Raw genomic sequence first — 16,100 nt, 5'->3', positions numbered from 1 at the left:
CAGCACACACAGAGAAACCAGATGGACTTCTTCGGCTCAATCGCCCATTTCTTCCAGGCGGGTGGACACTTCATGTTCCCCATCCTCGCCGTGGCCGTGGTCGGTCTCGCGATCACCATCGAGCGCGTGCTCTACATCCGCAAGGCCAAGGCGGAAAACCGCAAGCTCTGGTCGGAACTGATCCCCCTGGTCAACAAGGGCGATCTGGCCGGCGCGGAGTCGGTGGCAATGGCTTCCGACTCTCCCATCGCCCGCATCTTCGGCTACGGCATCGCCCGTTCGCGCAGCTCCAACAAGCGCGAGGACGTGGAGATGTCGATGGAAGAGAGCCTGATGGAGGTGTCGCCGCTGCTCGAACGCCGCACCCACTATCTCGCCACCTTCGCCAACGTCGCCACCCTGCTCGGCCTGCTCGGCACCATCGTCGGCCTGATCGACGGCTTCTCCGCCGTCGGCACCGTCAATCCGGCGGAAAAGGCCGATCTGCTCTCCGCTGCGGTTTCCGAAGCGATGAACTGCACCGCCTTCGGCCTGCTGGTCGCGGTGCCGCTGCTGGTGATCCACGCCTGGCTGTCGGCGCAGACCAACGAGCTGATCGACAGCCTGGAAATGGCCTCGGTGAAGTTCCTCAACGCGCTCGGCCTGAAGGGCTGATTCCACGCCCGTCGCCATAACGAGAGGCCTATGAGAGGTTTATCCCGTTCGGCCCGGTTGGCCTTGCGCCGTGAGCGGCGCAAGAAGGAAGCCGGCGAACTCAATCTGGTGTCGATGATCGACATCCTCACCGTGCTGGTGTTCTTCCTGCTGGTGAACTCCACCGGGGTGTCGATCCTGGGCCTCAACCTGCCCGATGCCAGCAAGGTCTCCGAGCCGGACCCGAATCGCCGGCCGCTGACGGTGCTGATCCGCAACGACGGCATGCTGCTTACCGAGGGCGGCAGCGAACTGGGCCGCTACGGCAATGCCGCCGAAGGCTATGACTACAAGGCCCTGACCCAGCGGCTGCTGCTGGTCAAGGACGCCCGTCCCGACGAAACCCGCATCACCCTGTTGCTGGAGCCTAGCGTCAGCCACGACACCTTGGTGCAGACCATGGACGCGGTGCGGATCACCCCGGCGGAGGGTGGTCGCGTGCTGCGCGACCTATTCCCCTCGATCTCGCTGGGCGACGCGCCACAGCGCGCCGATGCCGCGCCGGCCGGAGGCACGCCATGAGCCTGCGCCTCTCGCGGCGCGCCAAGCGCATCCTGCGCCGGCATGCGCGCAAGCCCAGCGTGGTGCCGCTGAACCTGGTGTCGATGATCGACGTCTTCACCGTGCTGGTGTTCTTCCTGCTGGTGACCACCGCCAGCGTCGACAACCTGCGCAATCCGCGCGAACTGGCCCTGCCCACGTCTTTGTCGCTGGACCAGCCGCCAACGGCGGCGCCGGTGATCACCCTGACCAAACAGGCAGTGCTGATCCAGGGTGAGCAGGTGATGACCCTGGAGGAGGCGGCGGCAGCGCCGGAAGGCAAGCCGATTCCGCAGCTGCGCGCGGAGCTGTTGAAAGTCACCCTGCTGCAGGTGCAGGGCGCCACGCCCGGCGCCACCACGCGCGGCGAAATCAACGTAATGGCCGACAAGGACATCCCCTACTCGGTGCTGAAGAAGGTGCTGGCCACCTGCGGTGAGCTGAAGTTCGCGCGCATCGCGGTATCGGTGGCGCATGCCTCCAAGCGGGGTGGGCAATGAGCGCCTACGCGATCCGCTGGGACGGCTACGACTACGCCGAGGACTCCGACCGTCGCTTCCGCCGCCTGCTGCTGGCCGTGGCGGTCCCGTTCCTGCTGATGGTGATCCTCAGCCTGATCTACAAGGTCGAGGGTCAGAAACAGGGCGGTGGCACCTATAGCGCGCCGGCCACGGTGGAACTGCTGCCGGCCGAGGTCGCACCGTTGGCCGAGCAGGTCGAAGAGCCGGCCCCCGCCAAGGAAGATTCCAAGGAAGAGCCGCAGGAAGCGGCGCCCAAGAAGTCCGAGACGCCAGTGCCGAAGCCGGTCCCGAACGCCGAGCCGGTACCCGATCCGGTGGAAACCGCGCGCGAAGTGGCCAAGCGCTCCGGCGTGCTGGCTTTTTCGCAGGCCTTGAGCGAGATGCGCAGCAAGGGCGATTCGCTGAATTCCGACCAGCCGCTGCTGTCGTCCAAGGGCGCGGCCAGCACGGCCAGTGGCGGTGCTGCGGGTGGCGGTGCCAACGACGCCGATCTGGCGGCGGCGGCGGCCGGTTCCAGCGGTATTGGTGGTGCCGGTGCGGCTGGCGTCACCCGCACGCAGAGCGGCAGCGGACTCGGCAAGCGGCGCACCACCACCGTGCAGTCGCCGGTAGGGTTCGGTCGCGATGCCAGCAAGGCCGGCGAAGGCGGCAACAAGCGCAATGCCTCGCGCACCCTGGAAGAGATCCAGCTCACCTTCGACCGCGCCCAGGGCTCGTTCTACGCGATGTACATCCGTGCCTTGCGTGAGTCGCCCGGCCTGTCCGGCAAGGTCGTGATCAGTCTCACCATCGCGCCCAGCGGCAAGGTGACCTCGGCCGAGATCGCGTCCAGCGAGCTGGGCGATCCGGAGCTGGAGAAGAAGATCATCGCCCGGGTCATGCTGCTCGACTTCGGTGCCAAGGACGTACCGCCCTTCACCTATCCCAACTATCCGATCCGCTTCAAGCCGCCGGCCTGAGGCTTCATCGACGGGGCATCCAGAGGAATACAGATCATGGGCTTTCTGTCCGGTAAAAAGGCGCTCATCACCGGCGTCGCCAGCGAGCGTTCCATCGCCACCGGCATCACCGAGGCCTTCGCGCGCGAAGGCGCGGAGCTGGCCTTCACCTACCAGGGCGACAAGCTCAAGTCGCGCGTCGAGGAACTGGCGCACGCCCATGGTTCGGAACTGGTGCTGCCGCTGGATGTCACCCGCGACAACGAGATCGAGGCGGTGTTCGGCTCGCTCAAGGATGTCTGGGGCGGCATCGACATCGTCATCCATTCCATCGGATTCGCGCCACGCGAGCTGTTGCAGGGCGGCTATCTGGAGAGCGTGACCCGCGAGGGCTATGCCCTCGCCCACGACATCAGCGCCTACTCCTTCGCCGCGCTCGGCAAGGCCGCGCGGCCGCTGATGCAGGGTCGCGACGCCAGCCTGCTCACCCTCACCTACCTGGGTGCGGTGCGCGCGGTGCCGATGTACAACGTGATGGGGCCGGCAAAGGCCTCGCTGGAAGCCAATGTGCGCTTCATGGCGGCGGAACTGGGCGCCGAGGGCATCCGCGTCAACGGCATCTCCGCCGGCCCGATCAAGACTCTGGCGGCCGCCGGTATCAAGGGCTTCCGCGGCATGCTCGGCGCCGCCGAGAAGATGAGTGCGCTGCGCCGCAACGTCACCATCGAGGAAGTCGGCAACACCGCTGCCTTCCTCAGCTCCGATCTGGCCTCGGGCATCACCGGCGAGATTCTCTACGTCGACGCTGGTTACAACATCATGGGCATGAGCCTGCCGGAGTAAGCCGGCGGGCTCCGCCTCCGGAGCGCTAGCCGGTGCTCTTCAACGCCGGCTGATCCAGCACGCCATCCTCGCCCGACAGACGCGCCACCACCACGGTCGCAGAAGCATCGCCCAGCACGTTCAGGGCAGTGCGGCACATGTCCAGCACCCGGTCCACGGCCAGGATCAGGCCCACACCCTCCAGTGGCAGGCCAATGGCGGAGAGGATCACGGTGATTGCCACCAGACTGGCCGAAGGGATGCCGGCGACGCCGATGGCGGTAATCAGGGCCAGCGCCACCACCGTGAACTGCGCGCCGAAGCTGAGATGGAGTCCGTAGGCCTGGGCGATGAAGATCGCGGCGACGCACTCGTAGAGCGCCGAGCCGTCGGTATTGACGTTGGCGCCAATCGGCAGCACGAAGCCGCTGACGCGGCGCGGCACCTTGGCCTTGTTCTCGATGCAGTCCATGGTCAGCGGCAGGGTCGCGTTCGAGGACGAGGTGGAGAACGCGGTCAGCAGCGCCGGCGTCATCGCCCGATGCAGCCCGTAGGCTGGAACCCGCGCGACCAGCTTGAGGACCAGGGGCAGAATCACGAAAGCATGGGTCAGCAGGCCGGCGACCACCGCCAGCATGAATACCGCCAGCGGCTGCAGCGCTGCGATGCCGGTCTTGGCGACAGTGCCGGTGACGATGGCGAACACGCCGATGGGCGCCGCCCGCATCACCAGCGCCGCGATGCGGACCATGGCCTCGTAGACGCCTTTCCAGAACGCCGCCTGGGTGTCGCGGAGATTGCCGGGGAGCTGCGACAGCGCCCAGCCGAACAGCAGGCCGAAGGTGACCAGGCCCAGCATGTCGCCAGTGGCGGCGGCGCCAATCGGATTGGTGGGGATCAGCCGCAGGATGACGTCCCAGAGGTCCTGCGTCCCCTTCTCCTGCACCTGCGCGACGATGGCGTTGGCGTCGCCCGACAAACCCAGTAGCGGCGCCGCCGGGAGGCCGTTGACGATCCCCGGCGTCAACAGGTTCGCCCAGGCCAGGCCGGTGAGTATCGCCAGCAGGCCGGTGCCGACATAGAACCCGAAGGTGAGCGCGCCCAGCTTGCCGAGGCCGCCCTGTTCGGCGCCGCCGATCAGACCATTCATCAGCGCCGCCAGGATCAGCGGCACGATCAGCATTTTCAGGGCGTTGAGAAACAAGGCGCCGACCATGCCGCAGGCCTGGAGGAAGGCCTCGGAGTCGCCGAACAGCACACCCGCTACCACCGCCGCCACAAGGGCGATCAACATGCGCCAATGCAGCGGTAGCTTCATCGTGTGACCTCAGGGATTCTCGGCGATGGTCTCGACCGGCGGCAGCGCCTTGCGGTCCACGCCGATATCTTTCTCGACGTTGGCACGGAAGCCAGCAAATTCCGCGCCGGACAGCGCATCGCGCAGTTGCGCGCCCTCGCGCTGGAACTCCGGGTCTTCCGGCATCGGGGTGCCATCGCGAACGCCGGACAGCGCCAGCACCACGATGTCGCCGCTGTCGAGCTGGGTCTTGCCGATCTGCAGCTTGCTGGCGGCAGGTCGCGGAAGCTTGAACAAGGCCGCGAGGATCTGCTTGTCCAGGCCTTCGGCGTTACGGCGTACCGAGCCGGGGCTGGTGGCGGTGAGCTGACGCTCGGCCAGTGCAGACTCGAAGACTGCGCCTTCGTTCAATGCCTTGACCAGGGCGTCGGCATCGGCCGAGGCCTTGGCTTTCGCCGCCTGCTGTTTCAGCTCGGCACGGATGCTGTCCGCCACTTCCTCGAGCTTGCGCGGTCGCGCGGCTTCGTATTCAGCCTTGCGGAACACCACCTGACGGTTCTCGCCAACGGCGAGCGGCTTGCTGTTTTCTCCGTCCTGGATGATCTCCGGCGCGAACGCCGCCTTCAGTACGTCCGGATTGGCGGCCAGGCCGCTGCCACCAGTGCGACCGAGCCAGTCGGTGGTCTTCAGTTCCAGCTTGAGCTCCTTGGCGACCGGGTCCAGCGAGGCGGCGTTCTCGAACGCCAGCTGCCCCAGCTTCTCGGCCAGGTCCTGGTATCGCTGCTGGGCATCGCGCTGGCGATAGGTCTGCAGCAACTCGGCCTGCACGGCCGGATCCGTGAACGGCTTGGTCTGCGCCGCCTTCACCTCGGACAGCTTGATCAAGTGCCAACCAAATTCGGTTTCCACCGGTGCCGAGACCTTGCCCGGCTGCAGTTCGTAGAGAGCCTGTTCGAACTTGGGCGTCATCAGCCCGCGACGTACCCAGCCAAGATCGCCACCGCCGCTCTTGGAGCCTGGATCATCGGACGCCTCGCGCGCCAGGGCGGCGAAATCGGCACCGCTGTCGAGACGCGCCTTCAGCGACAGCGCTTTCTTTTCGGCGGCCTCTTTGTCGGCACCGAAATTGATCAGGATGTGGCTGGCGCGACGTTCTTCGGGTGTGGAAAAGCGCGCGAGGTCGGCGTCGTACACGGCCTTCAGCACTGCTGCCTCGGGCTCGGGCGCCGGCGGCAATTCGTCCAGCGCCAGCTCGACGTACTGCAGTTTGAGGCGTTCCGGCGCGTGGTAGCGAGCAGTGTTGTCGGCGAAATACTTCTGCACCGCCTCCTCGCTGACGCTGACAGCCGGCTCATAGCTGGCAGTCTTGAAACTGACGTAGGAGAAAGTCCGCTCCTGACGCGCCAAGCGCCAAGCGGCGGCGGATTCGGCCGAGGTGACAAAGCCGCTACCCAACACGCTTTCACGCACCTGATCAATGGTCAGGCCATCGCGCAGCTGCGCCTCGAAGCTCTGCGGGGTCATGCCCTGGCGGGCCAGCGCTTCCTTGTAGGTTTCGGCGGAGAACTTGCCGTCCTTCTGAAACGCGGGGATGGTGTTCAGCGTGGTCAACAGGGCGGCGTCGGTGGCGGTGTAACCCGCCGACTTGGCATGCTGGCGCAGCGTGGTTTCCTGGATCATTTCCTGCAGCACGCCCTCGCGGAAGCGCTGCGGCTCGATCATGTCGGCGCGGAAGCTTTCGCCCAGCATCTGCTGGAGCTGGCGCATGCGCTGATCGTAGGCCGCCTGTAGCTGCGCCTCGGTGATCTTCTGGTCACCGACCTTGGCCACGGTGGGGTCGCCACCACCACTCTGGAACGATTCGACGCCCCAGAATGCGAAGGGAATGGCAATTAACGCCACGATGACCCAGACGATGGGGCCGGTCAGTCGATCACGAATGGATTGCAACATGCTGTAGCTACGTTCCTGGTTGAACGGATGATCTACACCGCGATGGCGGCCAAACAAAAAAGGCGCTCACGTGGAGCGCCCTTTCAACTTATAAAGTGGCGGAGCGGACGGGGCTCGAACCCGCGACCCCCGGCGTGACAGGCCGGTATTCTAACCAACTGAACTACCGCTCCGCGCGGTTGACTCTTGGTGGGTGCTGACGGGCTCGAACCGCCGACCTGCGCCTTGTAAGGGCGACGCTCTACCAACTGAGCTAAGCACCCGGCCTTGATCGAAGTTCGCTAAACCTTAAGCGTCCCAGCGAGTCAGCTACTTTATCGCATCCTTGAGCGCTTTGCCAGCCTTGAACGTCGGATTTTTGCTGGCGGCAATCTTCAGGGGAGCACCGGTTTTCGGATTGCGGCCAGTGCGAGCCGCGCGCTTGCGGACCGCGAAGGTGCCGAAGCCAACCAGGGAAACCTTGTCGTTCTTCTTGAGTGCCTTGGCGATGACTTCCACCAGGGAATCCAACGCGCGGCCAGCATCGGCCTTGGAGATCTCGGCCTTGTCAGCAACGGCGTTGATCAGATCAGACTTGTTCATTAAAAAACCCCTATTCAATGGCTATGCGACATAGCCGAAGGCAATCCCCAAGAAGTGGCTTCCAACGCGGCCTTTGGCTGGCAAACCAAGCAACCTTGCGCGAACCGTTGGTACGAGCAGCTTTATAGCAAGCGATTTTGGCGAGCGTCAACCGATTTACTAGGGCAAGATCGCACTACTCCCGCGTCGATGAAACGCAGATTCCGGCCCGGAGCCATTCGCTCCGGCCGGCGTCCTGCACATCAATGTGCCCGGGCCGGCTCCTCGCCGACTGGCGCGGGAGTGCCGGCCACGGCAGCTGCCGGCAGCGGCTCCGGCATCCGCTCCAGGGCATGCTTGAGCACATCCTCGATCCAGCGCACCGGCTCGATGCTCAGCTGCGCCTTGATGTTGTCGGGAATGTCGGCCAGATCCTTGACGTTCTCGTAGGGGATCACCACGGTCTTGATGCCACCGCGCTGGGCCGCCAGCAGCTTCTCCTTCAGTCCACCAATCGGCAGGACTTCGCCGCGCAGGGTGATCTCACCAGTCATCGCCACATCGGCCCGCACCGGGATTCCAGTGAGCACCGACACCAGCGCTGTGCACATGGCGATACCGGCGGAAGGCCCGTCCTTGGGCGTTGCGCCTTCGGGTACGTGGACATGGAAGTCCGACTTCTCGTGAAAGCCCGGCTCTATGCCCAGGCTGCGGGCACGGGAACGGACCACGGTAAACGCCGCCTTGATCGACTCCTGCATGACATTGCCGAGACTGCCGGTGAGGGTCATCCCGCCTTTGCCAGGGGCCGAAGCCGCTTCGATAGTCAGCAGTTCGCCACCCACCTCGGTCCACGCCAGGCCGGTGATCTGGCCGACCTGGTTCTTTTCCTCGGCGCGGCCGTAGCGGAACTTCTGCACGCCCAGATACTGGTCAAGGTTGTCGGCATCGACCGTCACCGCGTGCTGCTTGGGATTCAGCAGCAACTGCTTGACGACCTTGCGCGCGATCTTGCTGACCTCGCGTTCGAGATTGCGCACACCGGCCTCGCGGGTGTAGTGGCGGATCATGCCGGTGATCGCCGCGTCCTGCAGTTCCAGTTCGCCTGATTTGAGTCCGTTGTTCTTGAGTTGCTTCGGCAACAAATACTTCTTCGCGATATTGAGCTTCTCGTCCTCGGTGTAGCCGGGAATCCGGATCACTTCCATCCGATCCAGCAGGGGGCCGGGGATGTTGAGGGTGTTGGCCGTTGCGATGAACATCACATCAGACAGATCCACCTCCACCTCCAGGTAGTGATCCTGGAAGGTCGAGTTCTGCTCGGGATCAAGCACCTCCAGCAGGGCCGACGAGGGATCACCGCGGAAGTCCTGACTCATCTTGTCGATCTCGTCGAGCAGGAACAGCGGGTTCTTCACCTTCACCTTGGCGAGGTTCTGGACCAGCTTGCCAGGCATGGAGCCGATGTAGGTGCGCCGATGGCCGCGAATTTCCGCTTCGTCACGCACACCACCCAGCGACATGCGCACGAACTTGCGGTTCAGCGCTTCGGCGATCGAGCGGCCCAGGCTGGTCTTGCCCACGCCCGGAGGACCAACCAGGCACAGGATCGGACCGTTGAGCTTCTTCACCCGCGATTGCACGGCGAGATACTCGACGATCCGCTCCTTGACCTTGTCGAGCCCGTAGTGATCCTCGTCCAGTTTGGCCTGGGCCAATGGCAAATCTATGCGCGACTTGGTGTGTGCCTTCCAGGGAACCTGCGTCAACCAGTCCAGGTAGGTGCGCACCACCGTCGCCTCGGCCGACATCGGCGGCATCATCTTCAGCTTATTCAGCTCGTGACGCGCCTTGTCCTTGGCCGCCTTGGGCATGCCCGATTTCTCGATCTTGCGCGCCAGCTCTTCCTGCTCATTGGGCGCATCGTCGCCCTCACCCAGTTCTTTCTGGATGGCCTTCATCTGCTCGTTGAGGTAGTACTCGCGCTGGTTCTTCTCCATCTGCTGCTTGACCCGGCTGCGGATCTTCTTCTCGATCTGCAACACGTCAATCTCGCCTTCCATCAAGGCGAGCACCAGTTCCAGCCGCGCCTTGGCTTCCAGAGCCTCCAGAACCCGCTGCTTGTCCTCCAACTTCAGCGAGAGGTGCGCCGCGATGGTGTCAGCCAGGCGGCCGGCCGAATCCATCGCCGTCAGCGAGGGCAGCAATTCGGCGGGGACTTTCTTGTTGAGCTTGGCGTACTGCTCGAAGGTGGAAACCGTGGAACGCATCAGCGCGTCCAGTTCGTGCTCGGACCCAGCACTTTCCGGTTCGGCGACCGGCTCGTAGCTGGCGACCAGAAACTCCCCCACCTCATTGATCTCGGTCACCGCAGCACGCTGGCCACCTTCGACCAGCACCTTCACCGTTCCATCCGGCAGCCGCAGCATCTGCAAAACGCTGGCCAGGGTGCCTACGGCGTAGAGATCGCTGATCGCCGGCTCGTCGGTATCGGCCGACTTCTGCGCAACCAGCAGGATGCGCTTGTCGTCCTGCATGGCGGCCGACAGCGCCTTGACCGATTTTTCTCGGCCTACAAATAGCGGAATCGCCATGTGCGGATAGACGACGACATCGCGCAATGGCAGCACAGGGGCGGTATTGGGGGTAGCGCTCATCGAAACGTCCGTGGATGGCTTTGAGGGAGTATGCCTCAAGCATTAGGTGGTGATGTAAGCCCGTCATTCAAGCCAGGGGCATGGCGTCCGCAGTAATGAAAAAGCCCCGCAGGGCGGGGCTTTTTCGAGCAACTACCGAACATCGAGTTCATGCCGACTGCTTGGCCGCGACGTCCTTGTTCTCGTAGACGATGATCGGCTTGGCATCGCCTTTGGCAACTGCTTCGTCAACCACCACCTTGCCGACGTTCTGCATCGACGGCAGGTCGTACATGGTGTCGATCAAGATCTTCTCTATGATGGTGCGCAGGCCACGGGCGCCGGTCTTGCGCTCGCGGGCGCGCTTGGCAACCGCCAGCAGCGCATCCTCCCGGAACTCGAGGGTGACGCCTTCCATCTGGAACAGCTTCTGGTATTGCTTGACCAAAGCATTCTTGGGGTCGCGCAAAATCGAGATCAGCGCCTTCTCGTCCAGCTCGTCCAGCACCGCCGCCACCGGCAGACGGCCAATGAATTCCGGGATCAGGCCGAAACGCACCAGATCATCCGGCTCCAGCTGCTTGTAGGTATCGTTCAAGGCCTTGGAATCGGACTTGCTCTTGACCTCCGCGCCGAAGCCGATGCCGCCCTTGTCGAGGCGCTGGTGGATCACCCGATCCAGGCCGGCGAAAGCGCCACCGCAGATGAACAGGATGTTGGCGGTATTGACCTGCAGGAACTCCTGCTGAGGGTGCTTGCGGCCGCCCTGCGGAGGAACCTGCGCGATGGTGCCCTCGATCAGCTTCAGCAGCGCCTGCTGCACACCTTCGCCGGAAACATCGCGGGTGATGGACGGGTTCTCGCTCTTGCGGGCGATCTTGTCGATTTCGTCGATGTAGACGATGCCGCGCTGGGCCTTCTCGACATCGTAGTCGCACTTCTGCAGCAGGCGGGCAATGATGTTTTCGACGTCCTCGCCGACATACCCCGCCTCGGTGAGCGTGGTGGCGTCGGCAATCGCGAACGGCACGTCCAGCAGACGCGCCAGGGTCTCGGCGAGGAGGGTCTTGCCGGAGCCGGTCGGGCCGATCAGCAGGATATTGCTCTTGGCCAGTTCGACATCGCCGCTGCCCTGAGCCTTGGTGGAAAGCCGCTTGTAGTGGTTGTACACCGCCACCGACAGCACTTTCTTGGCCTGCTCCTGGCCGATGACGTATTCGTCGAGCACCGCCCGGATCTCGTGCGGCTTGGGCAGGCCCTTGACCTGCGGCTTGGCGTGGATTTCCTCGCGGATGATGTCGTTGCAGAGGTCAACGCACTCGTCGCAGATGTAGACCGAGGGACCCGCAATCAGCTTGCGCACCTCGTGCTCGCTCTTGCCGCAAAACGAGCAATACAGCACGCGACCATTGTGCGAACTGCGTGTATCGGTACTCATCGTCGTCCTTCTGTAACGTCCAAAACAACCACGACAGCCTTATAGCACGCTGTCACGACACTGCAAAACCGCCTTCGTCACCCTGCAAGCGGCGTGCGCGAAGCCGGGTTTCCGGCCTCAGGGCTGGGCCGGAGCGACGGCCACCTGACGGCTGGCGATCACCGAATCGATCAGGCCGTAGTCGCGCGCGGCATCGGCAGACATGAAGTTGTCGCGCTCCATGTCGCGCTCGATCTTTTCCAGCGGCTGACCGGTGTGCTCGGCGTACAGCTTGTTGAGCTGCTCGCGCATCTTGAGGATTTCGCGTGCCTGAATCTCGATGTCGGTGGCCTGGCCCTGGGCACCGCCGGAGGGCTGGTGGATCATTACCCGCGCGTGCGGCAGGGCAAAGCGCTTGCCCTTGGCGCCGGCGGACAGCAGGAAGGAGCCCATGCTGCAGGCCTGACCGATGCACAGCGTGGAGACGTCGGGCTTGATGAAACGCATGGTGTCGAAGATCGCCATGCCGCTGGTAATCACACCGCCCGGCGAATTGATGTAGAGGCTGATGTCCTTGTCCGGGTTCTCCGATTCCAGGAACAGCAGCTGCGCCACGATCAGGTTCGCCATGTGGTCGTCGATAGGACCGACCAGGAAGATCACCCGCTCCTTGAGCAGGCGCGAATAGATGTCGAAGGCGCGTTCGCCGCGGGCGGTCTGTTCGACCACCATCGGCACCAGATTGGCTTGCGGACGGAAGTTCAAGGCACTCTCTCCAGAAAATAATAAGGGGTGACGGCCGCTATCGGTCGTCACCCCGGATGGCATCCGAAGTTGATCAGGCCTGAGCCTGCGGATTCAAGAGCTGTTCCAGCGTCTGGCTGACTTCGCTGATGGCGGCATCGGCGGCCAGCGCATCGACAACCTGGTCTTCCAGCACCACCGCGCGCAGGCCCTGCATCATGTCCGGCCGCGACCGGTAGAACTGCTGCACCTGCTCGGGCTGCTCGTAGTCGGCCGCCATTTCGGCCAGGGCCTGCTCGACGCGAGCGCTGTCGAGGGTGATGTTCTTGGTCTTGATCACCTCGCCGATCAGCAGACCCAGGGCGACGCGGCGCTTGGCGGTGGCCTCGAACAGCTGGTCGGGGAGCAGTTCCTTGGCCTTGTCGGCCTTGATCTTGCCCATGTTCATGCGCGCAGCGGCTTCTTCGCGCAGGCGCGGCAGCTCCTGCTCAATCAGGCTGGCTGGCACTTCGACAGGGTGGGCGGCAAGCAACTGGTCGAGCACTTGCGACTTGAGCCGAGCCTTCACGGCCTTGTTGCGCTCGTTCTCCAAGGCTTGGCGGGCCTTGGCGCGTAGCGCTTCGGCACCCTGCTCCGGGGTCAGGCCGTGGGCGGCCAGGAATTCGGCGTCGTCGAGCGCCGGCAGCTGCACTTCCTTGACCTCTTTGATGGTCACGGTGAACTGCGCGGTCTTGCCCTTGAGCGCTTCGGCGCGGTAGTCAGCCGGAAAGGCGACGTCGACCGTGAACGTCTCGCCCACGGCGTGGCCGACGATGCCATTCTCGAGGTCGGGCAGGAATTGGCCAGCGCCGATCTCGAACTCGACGTCTTCACCCTTGCCGCCGGCAAAGGCCTCGCCATCAAGCTTGCCTTCGAAGTCGACCTTGACCGAATCGCCATTGGCGGCCGGACGGTCCGCTTCCTTGAAGATGCGGCGGGCCTTGCGCAGATTGTCGACCAGCTTGTCGATGTCCGACTCGCTGATCTCGACTGCGGGCTTGCTGATCTGCAGGCCGCTCAGCTTGTCCAGCACGATGACCGGGTAGACCTCGAAGCTGGCAACGTACTCGAAGCCATCACCCTCGGCGCCGGTGATCTCGAATTGCGGATAGCCGGCCGGCTGCACCTGAACCTTATCCACCGCCTCGGGGTAGGTCTCGCGCACCAGATCGTTGATCGCCTCGTAGCGGGCGGAATCCTTGTACTGGGCCTCGATCACCTTCATCGGCGCCTTGCCCGGTCGGAAGCCCGGCAGTTTGGCGCGGCTGGCGATGTTCTTCAGACGCTTGGCGACGGCGCTGTCGATACGCTCGGCCGGGATCTGCACGCGGAGACGGCGAGCCAGGGCGCCGGTGGTTTCGAGGTGGACTTGCATGGGTTTGGAGAGTTGTATCGTTAAATTTCTGGAAGCGTGAATCCCGTTGAGGATGCAACAGGGGCCGCGCCTGTGCTGCGTTTCGTGAACTGCCGAGGCCGAAGCTCCAGAGAGGAACCACAGCCGTCATCCGGCAGGCTGGTGCGAAAGGCGAGACTCGAACTCGCACGCCTTGCGGCGCTGGAACCTAAATCCAGTGCGTCTACCAATTCCGCCACATTCGCCCGAAACGGGTCGCGCAGTATACCAGCGTGTGCGGAACCGGCTGTGCCTGCTTGAAGGCGGCAGGACCGGTGACTTTGGTGGCTTGCATTGCAAATGCGAATTGTTATTATTTGAAAACCACAGCCAAACACCTCGGAGCCTCCCACCATGAGCACGCTCACCCTACCCCGTCTGGCCCTGCCCGCCCTCACTTCGCGCCGGGAGCCCGCCAAGCCGCGCCTGCGCAGTGAGGATCTGTTCCGCAACAACCACGAGTTGATCATCGAGCACCGCGGCGAAGAGTACCGGCTCAAGCTGACCCGCAACGACAAGCTGATCCTCAACAAGTAGCTGGGCCTCCATCGGCAGCGAAGGTGTAACCAGGATGATCGGCCGATTTGGCGACGGCCGCGCATAATCGGCGGCCGCCCTCGCCAACCATCTTGTTGATGCACCGATTCCCGCGCCACCTGCTGCTGCCGCTGCTCGCCGCCCTGCTCTGCCTGACCTCGGTCGGCGCGCTGCTGGTGGGGCCGCTGGCGTTGCATCTCTCCGATCTCCGCTCCCTGCTCTCGCCCGGGCCATCGCCCGAAACGGCCTACGCGAGCGCGGTGCTGCTGGAGATTCGGCTGCCTCGGGTGTTCAGCGCCCTGTTGATCGGCGCCGCGCTGGCGGTGTCGGGCGCGGCCATGCAGGGCCTGTTCCGCAACCCGCTTGCCGACCCAGGCCTGATCGGCGTTTCCGCCGGCGCCGCCCTGGCCGCGACGCTCTGGCTGGCACTGAAGCCCGCGTTGCTGACAGCGCTGGCGGCCGCCTGGGTATTGCCACTGGCCGCCTTCGTCGGCGGGGCCCTCGCCGCCCTGCTGGCGCTGCGCCTCGGTCAGCGCGAGGGGCAGACCAGTGTCGCCAGCCTGCTGCTCGCCGGACTCTCCATCAATGCCATCGCGCTGGCCGGCATCGGCCTGCTGCAGCAGCTCACCGACGACGCCACCTTGCGCGACATCACCCGCTGGATGCTGGGCAGCCTGGGCAAGGCTGGCTGGACCGAGATTGCCGCCGCCGCCCCACTGCTGCTGCTGCCCGCGCTGCTGCTCCCGAGGGAAGGCCGGGGGCTGGATGCACTGCTGCTCGGCGAAGCGGAGGCCGGCCATCTCGGCGTCGATGTCGAAGCGCTGAAGCGCCGCATCCTGCTGTTGGCGGTACTGGCGGTTGGCGCCAGCGTCGCCGTCGCCGGCATGATCGGCTTCGTCGGATTGCTGGCGCCACACCTGGTGCGCCTGCTGATCGGCCCCGGACACCGCCTGTTGCTCCCGGCCTCGGCGCTGCTCGGGGCCCTGCTGCTGCTGCTGGCAGACACCCTGGCCCGCACCGTGGCGACGCCAATCGAGTTGCCGGTGGGCGCCCTGACCGCCCTGCTGGGCGGGCCCTTCTTCCTCTGGTTACTGGCGCGCATGGGCGGCCGGGTTGGCGCGCTCTGATGCTGATCGGCCGCGATCTGCACTGGCGGTTCGGCGGGCGGCGTCTGCTGGACGGCGTTTCGCTGACGCTGCGCCCTGGCGAGTTGCATGCCGTGCTGGGCGTCAATGGAGCCGGCAAATCGACGCTGTTGAAGCTGCTGGCCGGCGACCTCCATCCCAGCGAAGGCGAAGTGCTGCTGAACCAGCGCCCGATGCGGGCCTGGTCGCTGCGCCAGCGGGCGCGGCTGCGGGCGGTGCTGCCGCAGGGCGACAACCTGCGGTTCGCCTTCAGCGCTCGGGAAGTGGTCGCGCTGGGACGCCAGGCCGCCGTCAGCGGCAGCCCCGCCGAGGAAGCGGCGCTGATCGACGCCGCGCTGGCCGACGCCGATGTGCTGCCGCTGGCGGAGCGCAGCTATCTGCAACTCTCCGGCGGCGAGCGCCAGCGCGTGCAGCTGGCGCGGGTGCTGGCCCAGCTCAGCCAGCCCCCGGCGCGCGAACCGGTTCCCGGCTACCTGCTGCTCGACGAGCCTACCGCCGCGCTCGACCTCGCCCACCAGCACGCCTGCATGGCCCTGCTGCGACGCAAGCTCGCCGACGGCCTCGGCGTGCTGGCAGTGCTTCACGACATCAACCTCGCGGGCCGCTACGCCGATACCGTCAGCCTCCTGCACCAGGGCCGGATGCTGGCACAAGGGACGCCTTCCGAGGTGCTGCGCCCCGAACTACTGGGGCGCGCCTACGGCAGCAACCTGCGGTTTCTGCCGGTCGGCGATCCGCAGCGTCCACACTTCGACATCGCGGTCGCCGATCCGGACTAAGCCGGGGCCGGTGAGCCGCGCCCGGTCCGACTCGCGGCGGACGCAGGCGGAAGACCGGCGCTAGCCTTGCCGGCACCTGCGGCCC

At 64.9% G+C, this 16,100-nt stretch carries 15 protein-coding genes and 3 tRNA genes; 8 read left to right on the top strand and 10 right to left on the bottom strand.

Annotated features, from left to right (window positions below; genetic code table 11):
- The first annotated feature begins 21 nt into the window (after positions 1 to 21).
- Genes ED208_RS09385 through ED208_RS09365 form a run of 5 tightly spaced genes read left to right on the top strand, consistent with a single transcriptional unit; the run spans position 22 to position 3,535 of the window.
- Positions 22 to 654, top strand: a complete 633-nt coding sequence (locus tag ED208_RS09385) for a MotA/TolQ/ExbB proton channel family protein (protein ID WP_123211613.1) — start codon at positions 22 to 24, stop codon at positions 652 to 654.
- A 30-nt stretch (positions 655 to 684) separates the two neighbouring features.
- Positions 685 to 1,215, top strand: a complete 531-nt coding sequence (locus ED208_RS09380) for an ExbD/TolR family protein (protein WP_123211612.1) — start codon at positions 685 to 687, stop codon at positions 1,213 to 1,215.
- Complete coding sequence (locus ED208_RS09375; protein ID WP_123211611.1) at positions 1,212 to 1,733, top strand: ExbD/TolR family protein; 522 nt, start codon at positions 1,212 to 1,214, stop codon at positions 1,731 to 1,733. Before ED208_RS09380 ends, ED208_RS09375 begins: the two co-directional genes overlap by 4 nt.
- Entirely contained in the window at positions 1,730 to 2,713 is a 984-nt protein-coding gene (locus ED208_RS09370) for a TonB family protein (RefSeq protein WP_123211610.1), read from the top strand. The genes ED208_RS09375 and ED208_RS09370 overlap by 4 nt, the downstream gene beginning before the upstream one ends.
- Positions 2,714 to 2,749: 36 nt before the next feature.
- Positions 2,750 to 3,535: an enoyl-ACP reductase FabI gene (locus ED208_RS09365; RefSeq protein ID WP_123211609.1), complete on the top strand. Its 786-nt coding sequence runs from the start codon at positions 2,750 to 2,752 to the stop codon at positions 3,533 to 3,535.
- Positions 3,536 to 3,560: 25 nt separating this feature from the next.
- Here ED208_RS09365 and ED208_RS09360 read toward each other — a convergent pair whose 3' ends face one another.
- The 10 genes from ED208_RS09360 to ED208_RS09315 all read right to left on the bottom strand — a co-directional run bounded on the left by ED208_RS09360 (position 3,561) and on the right by ED208_RS09315 (position 13,760).
- Positions 3,561 to 4,832: a dicarboxylate/amino acid:cation symporter gene (locus ED208_RS09360; protein WP_123211608.1), complete on the bottom strand. Its 1,272-nt coding sequence runs from the start codon at positions 4,830 to 4,832 to the stop codon at positions 3,561 to 3,563.
- 9 nt (positions 4,833 to 4,841) lie between these two features.
- A complete protein-coding gene (locus ED208_RS09355) occupies positions 4,842 to 6,764 on the bottom strand; it encodes a SurA N-terminal domain-containing protein (protein ID WP_123211607.1) in 1,923 nt (640 codons plus the stop codon).
- Between the two features lie 96 nt (positions 6,765 to 6,860).
- Positions 6,861 to 6,937, bottom strand: a tRNA-Asp gene (locus tag ED208_RS09350).
- A gap of 14 nt (positions 6,938 to 6,951) precedes the next feature.
- Positions 6,952 to 7,027 (bottom strand) — tRNA-Val (locus tag ED208_RS09345).
- A gap of 46 nt (positions 7,028 to 7,073) precedes the next feature.
- The gene (locus ED208_RS09340; protein ID WP_123211606.1) at positions 7,074 to 7,346 is read right to left on the bottom strand and encodes an HU family DNA-binding protein; all 273 of its coding nucleotides are present in this window, start codon (positions 7,344 to 7,346) and stop codon (positions 7,074 to 7,076) included.
- A 242-nt stretch (positions 7,347 to 7,588) separates the two neighbouring features.
- Positions 7,589 to 9,982: an endopeptidase La gene (lon, locus tag ED208_RS09335; protein ID WP_123211605.1), complete on the bottom strand. Its 2,394-nt coding sequence runs from the start codon at positions 9,980 to 9,982 to the stop codon at positions 7,589 to 7,591.
- Between the two features lie 148 nt (positions 9,983 to 10,130).
- The gene (gene clpX / locus ED208_RS09330) at positions 10,131 to 11,399 is read right to left on the bottom strand and encodes an ATP-dependent Clp protease ATP-binding subunit ClpX (RefSeq protein ID WP_123211604.1); all 1,269 of its coding nucleotides are present in this window, start codon (positions 11,397 to 11,399) and stop codon (positions 10,131 to 10,133) included.
- 117 nt (positions 11,400 to 11,516) lie between these two features.
- On the bottom strand, positions 11,517 to 12,143 hold the full coding sequence (gene clpP, locus ED208_RS09325; protein ID WP_301331332.1) for an ATP-dependent Clp endopeptidase proteolytic subunit ClpP: 627 nt from the start codon (positions 12,141 to 12,143) through the stop codon (positions 11,517 to 11,519).
- 73 nt (positions 12,144 to 12,216) lie between these two features.
- On the bottom strand, positions 12,217 to 13,536 hold the full coding sequence (gene tig, locus ED208_RS09320; RefSeq protein ID WP_123211602.1) for a trigger factor: 1,320 nt from the start codon (positions 13,534 to 13,536) through the stop codon (positions 12,217 to 12,219).
- A gap of 139 nt (positions 13,537 to 13,675) precedes the next feature.
- Positions 13,676 to 13,760 (bottom strand) — tRNA-Leu (locus tag ED208_RS09315).
- 148 nt (positions 13,761 to 13,908) lie between these two features.
- On the opposite strand from ED208_RS09315, the gene hemP reads away from it, so the two are divergent.
- The 3 genes from hemP (at position 13,909) to ED208_RS09300 (ending at position 16,015) form a co-directional block, all read left to right on the top strand.
- Positions 13,909 to 14,091, top strand: a complete 183-nt coding sequence (gene hemP / locus ED208_RS09310) for a hemin uptake protein HemP (RefSeq protein ID WP_123211601.1) — start codon at positions 13,909 to 13,911, stop codon at positions 14,089 to 14,091.
- Between the two features lie 98 nt (positions 14,092 to 14,189).
- Complete coding sequence (locus ED208_RS09305) at positions 14,190 to 15,218, top strand: FecCD family ABC transporter permease (RefSeq protein WP_123211600.1); 1,029 nt, start codon at positions 14,190 to 14,192, stop codon at positions 15,216 to 15,218.
- A complete protein-coding gene (locus tag ED208_RS09300) occupies positions 15,218 to 16,015 on the top strand; it encodes a heme ABC transporter ATP-binding protein (protein WP_123211599.1) in 798 nt (265 codons plus the stop codon). Before ED208_RS09305 ends, ED208_RS09300 begins: the two co-directional genes overlap by 1 nt.
- The last annotated feature ends 85 nt before the right edge of the window (positions 16,016 to 16,100 follow it).

Source organism: Stagnimonas aquatica, assembly GCF_003730135.1.
GTDB classification, from domain to species: domain Bacteria; phylum Pseudomonadota; class Gammaproteobacteria; order Nevskiales; family Nevskiaceae; genus Stagnimonas; species Stagnimonas aquatica.
The sequence above is the reverse complement of the archived record's forward strand: the minus strand, read 5'-3'. Positions and strand labels throughout refer to the sequence as shown.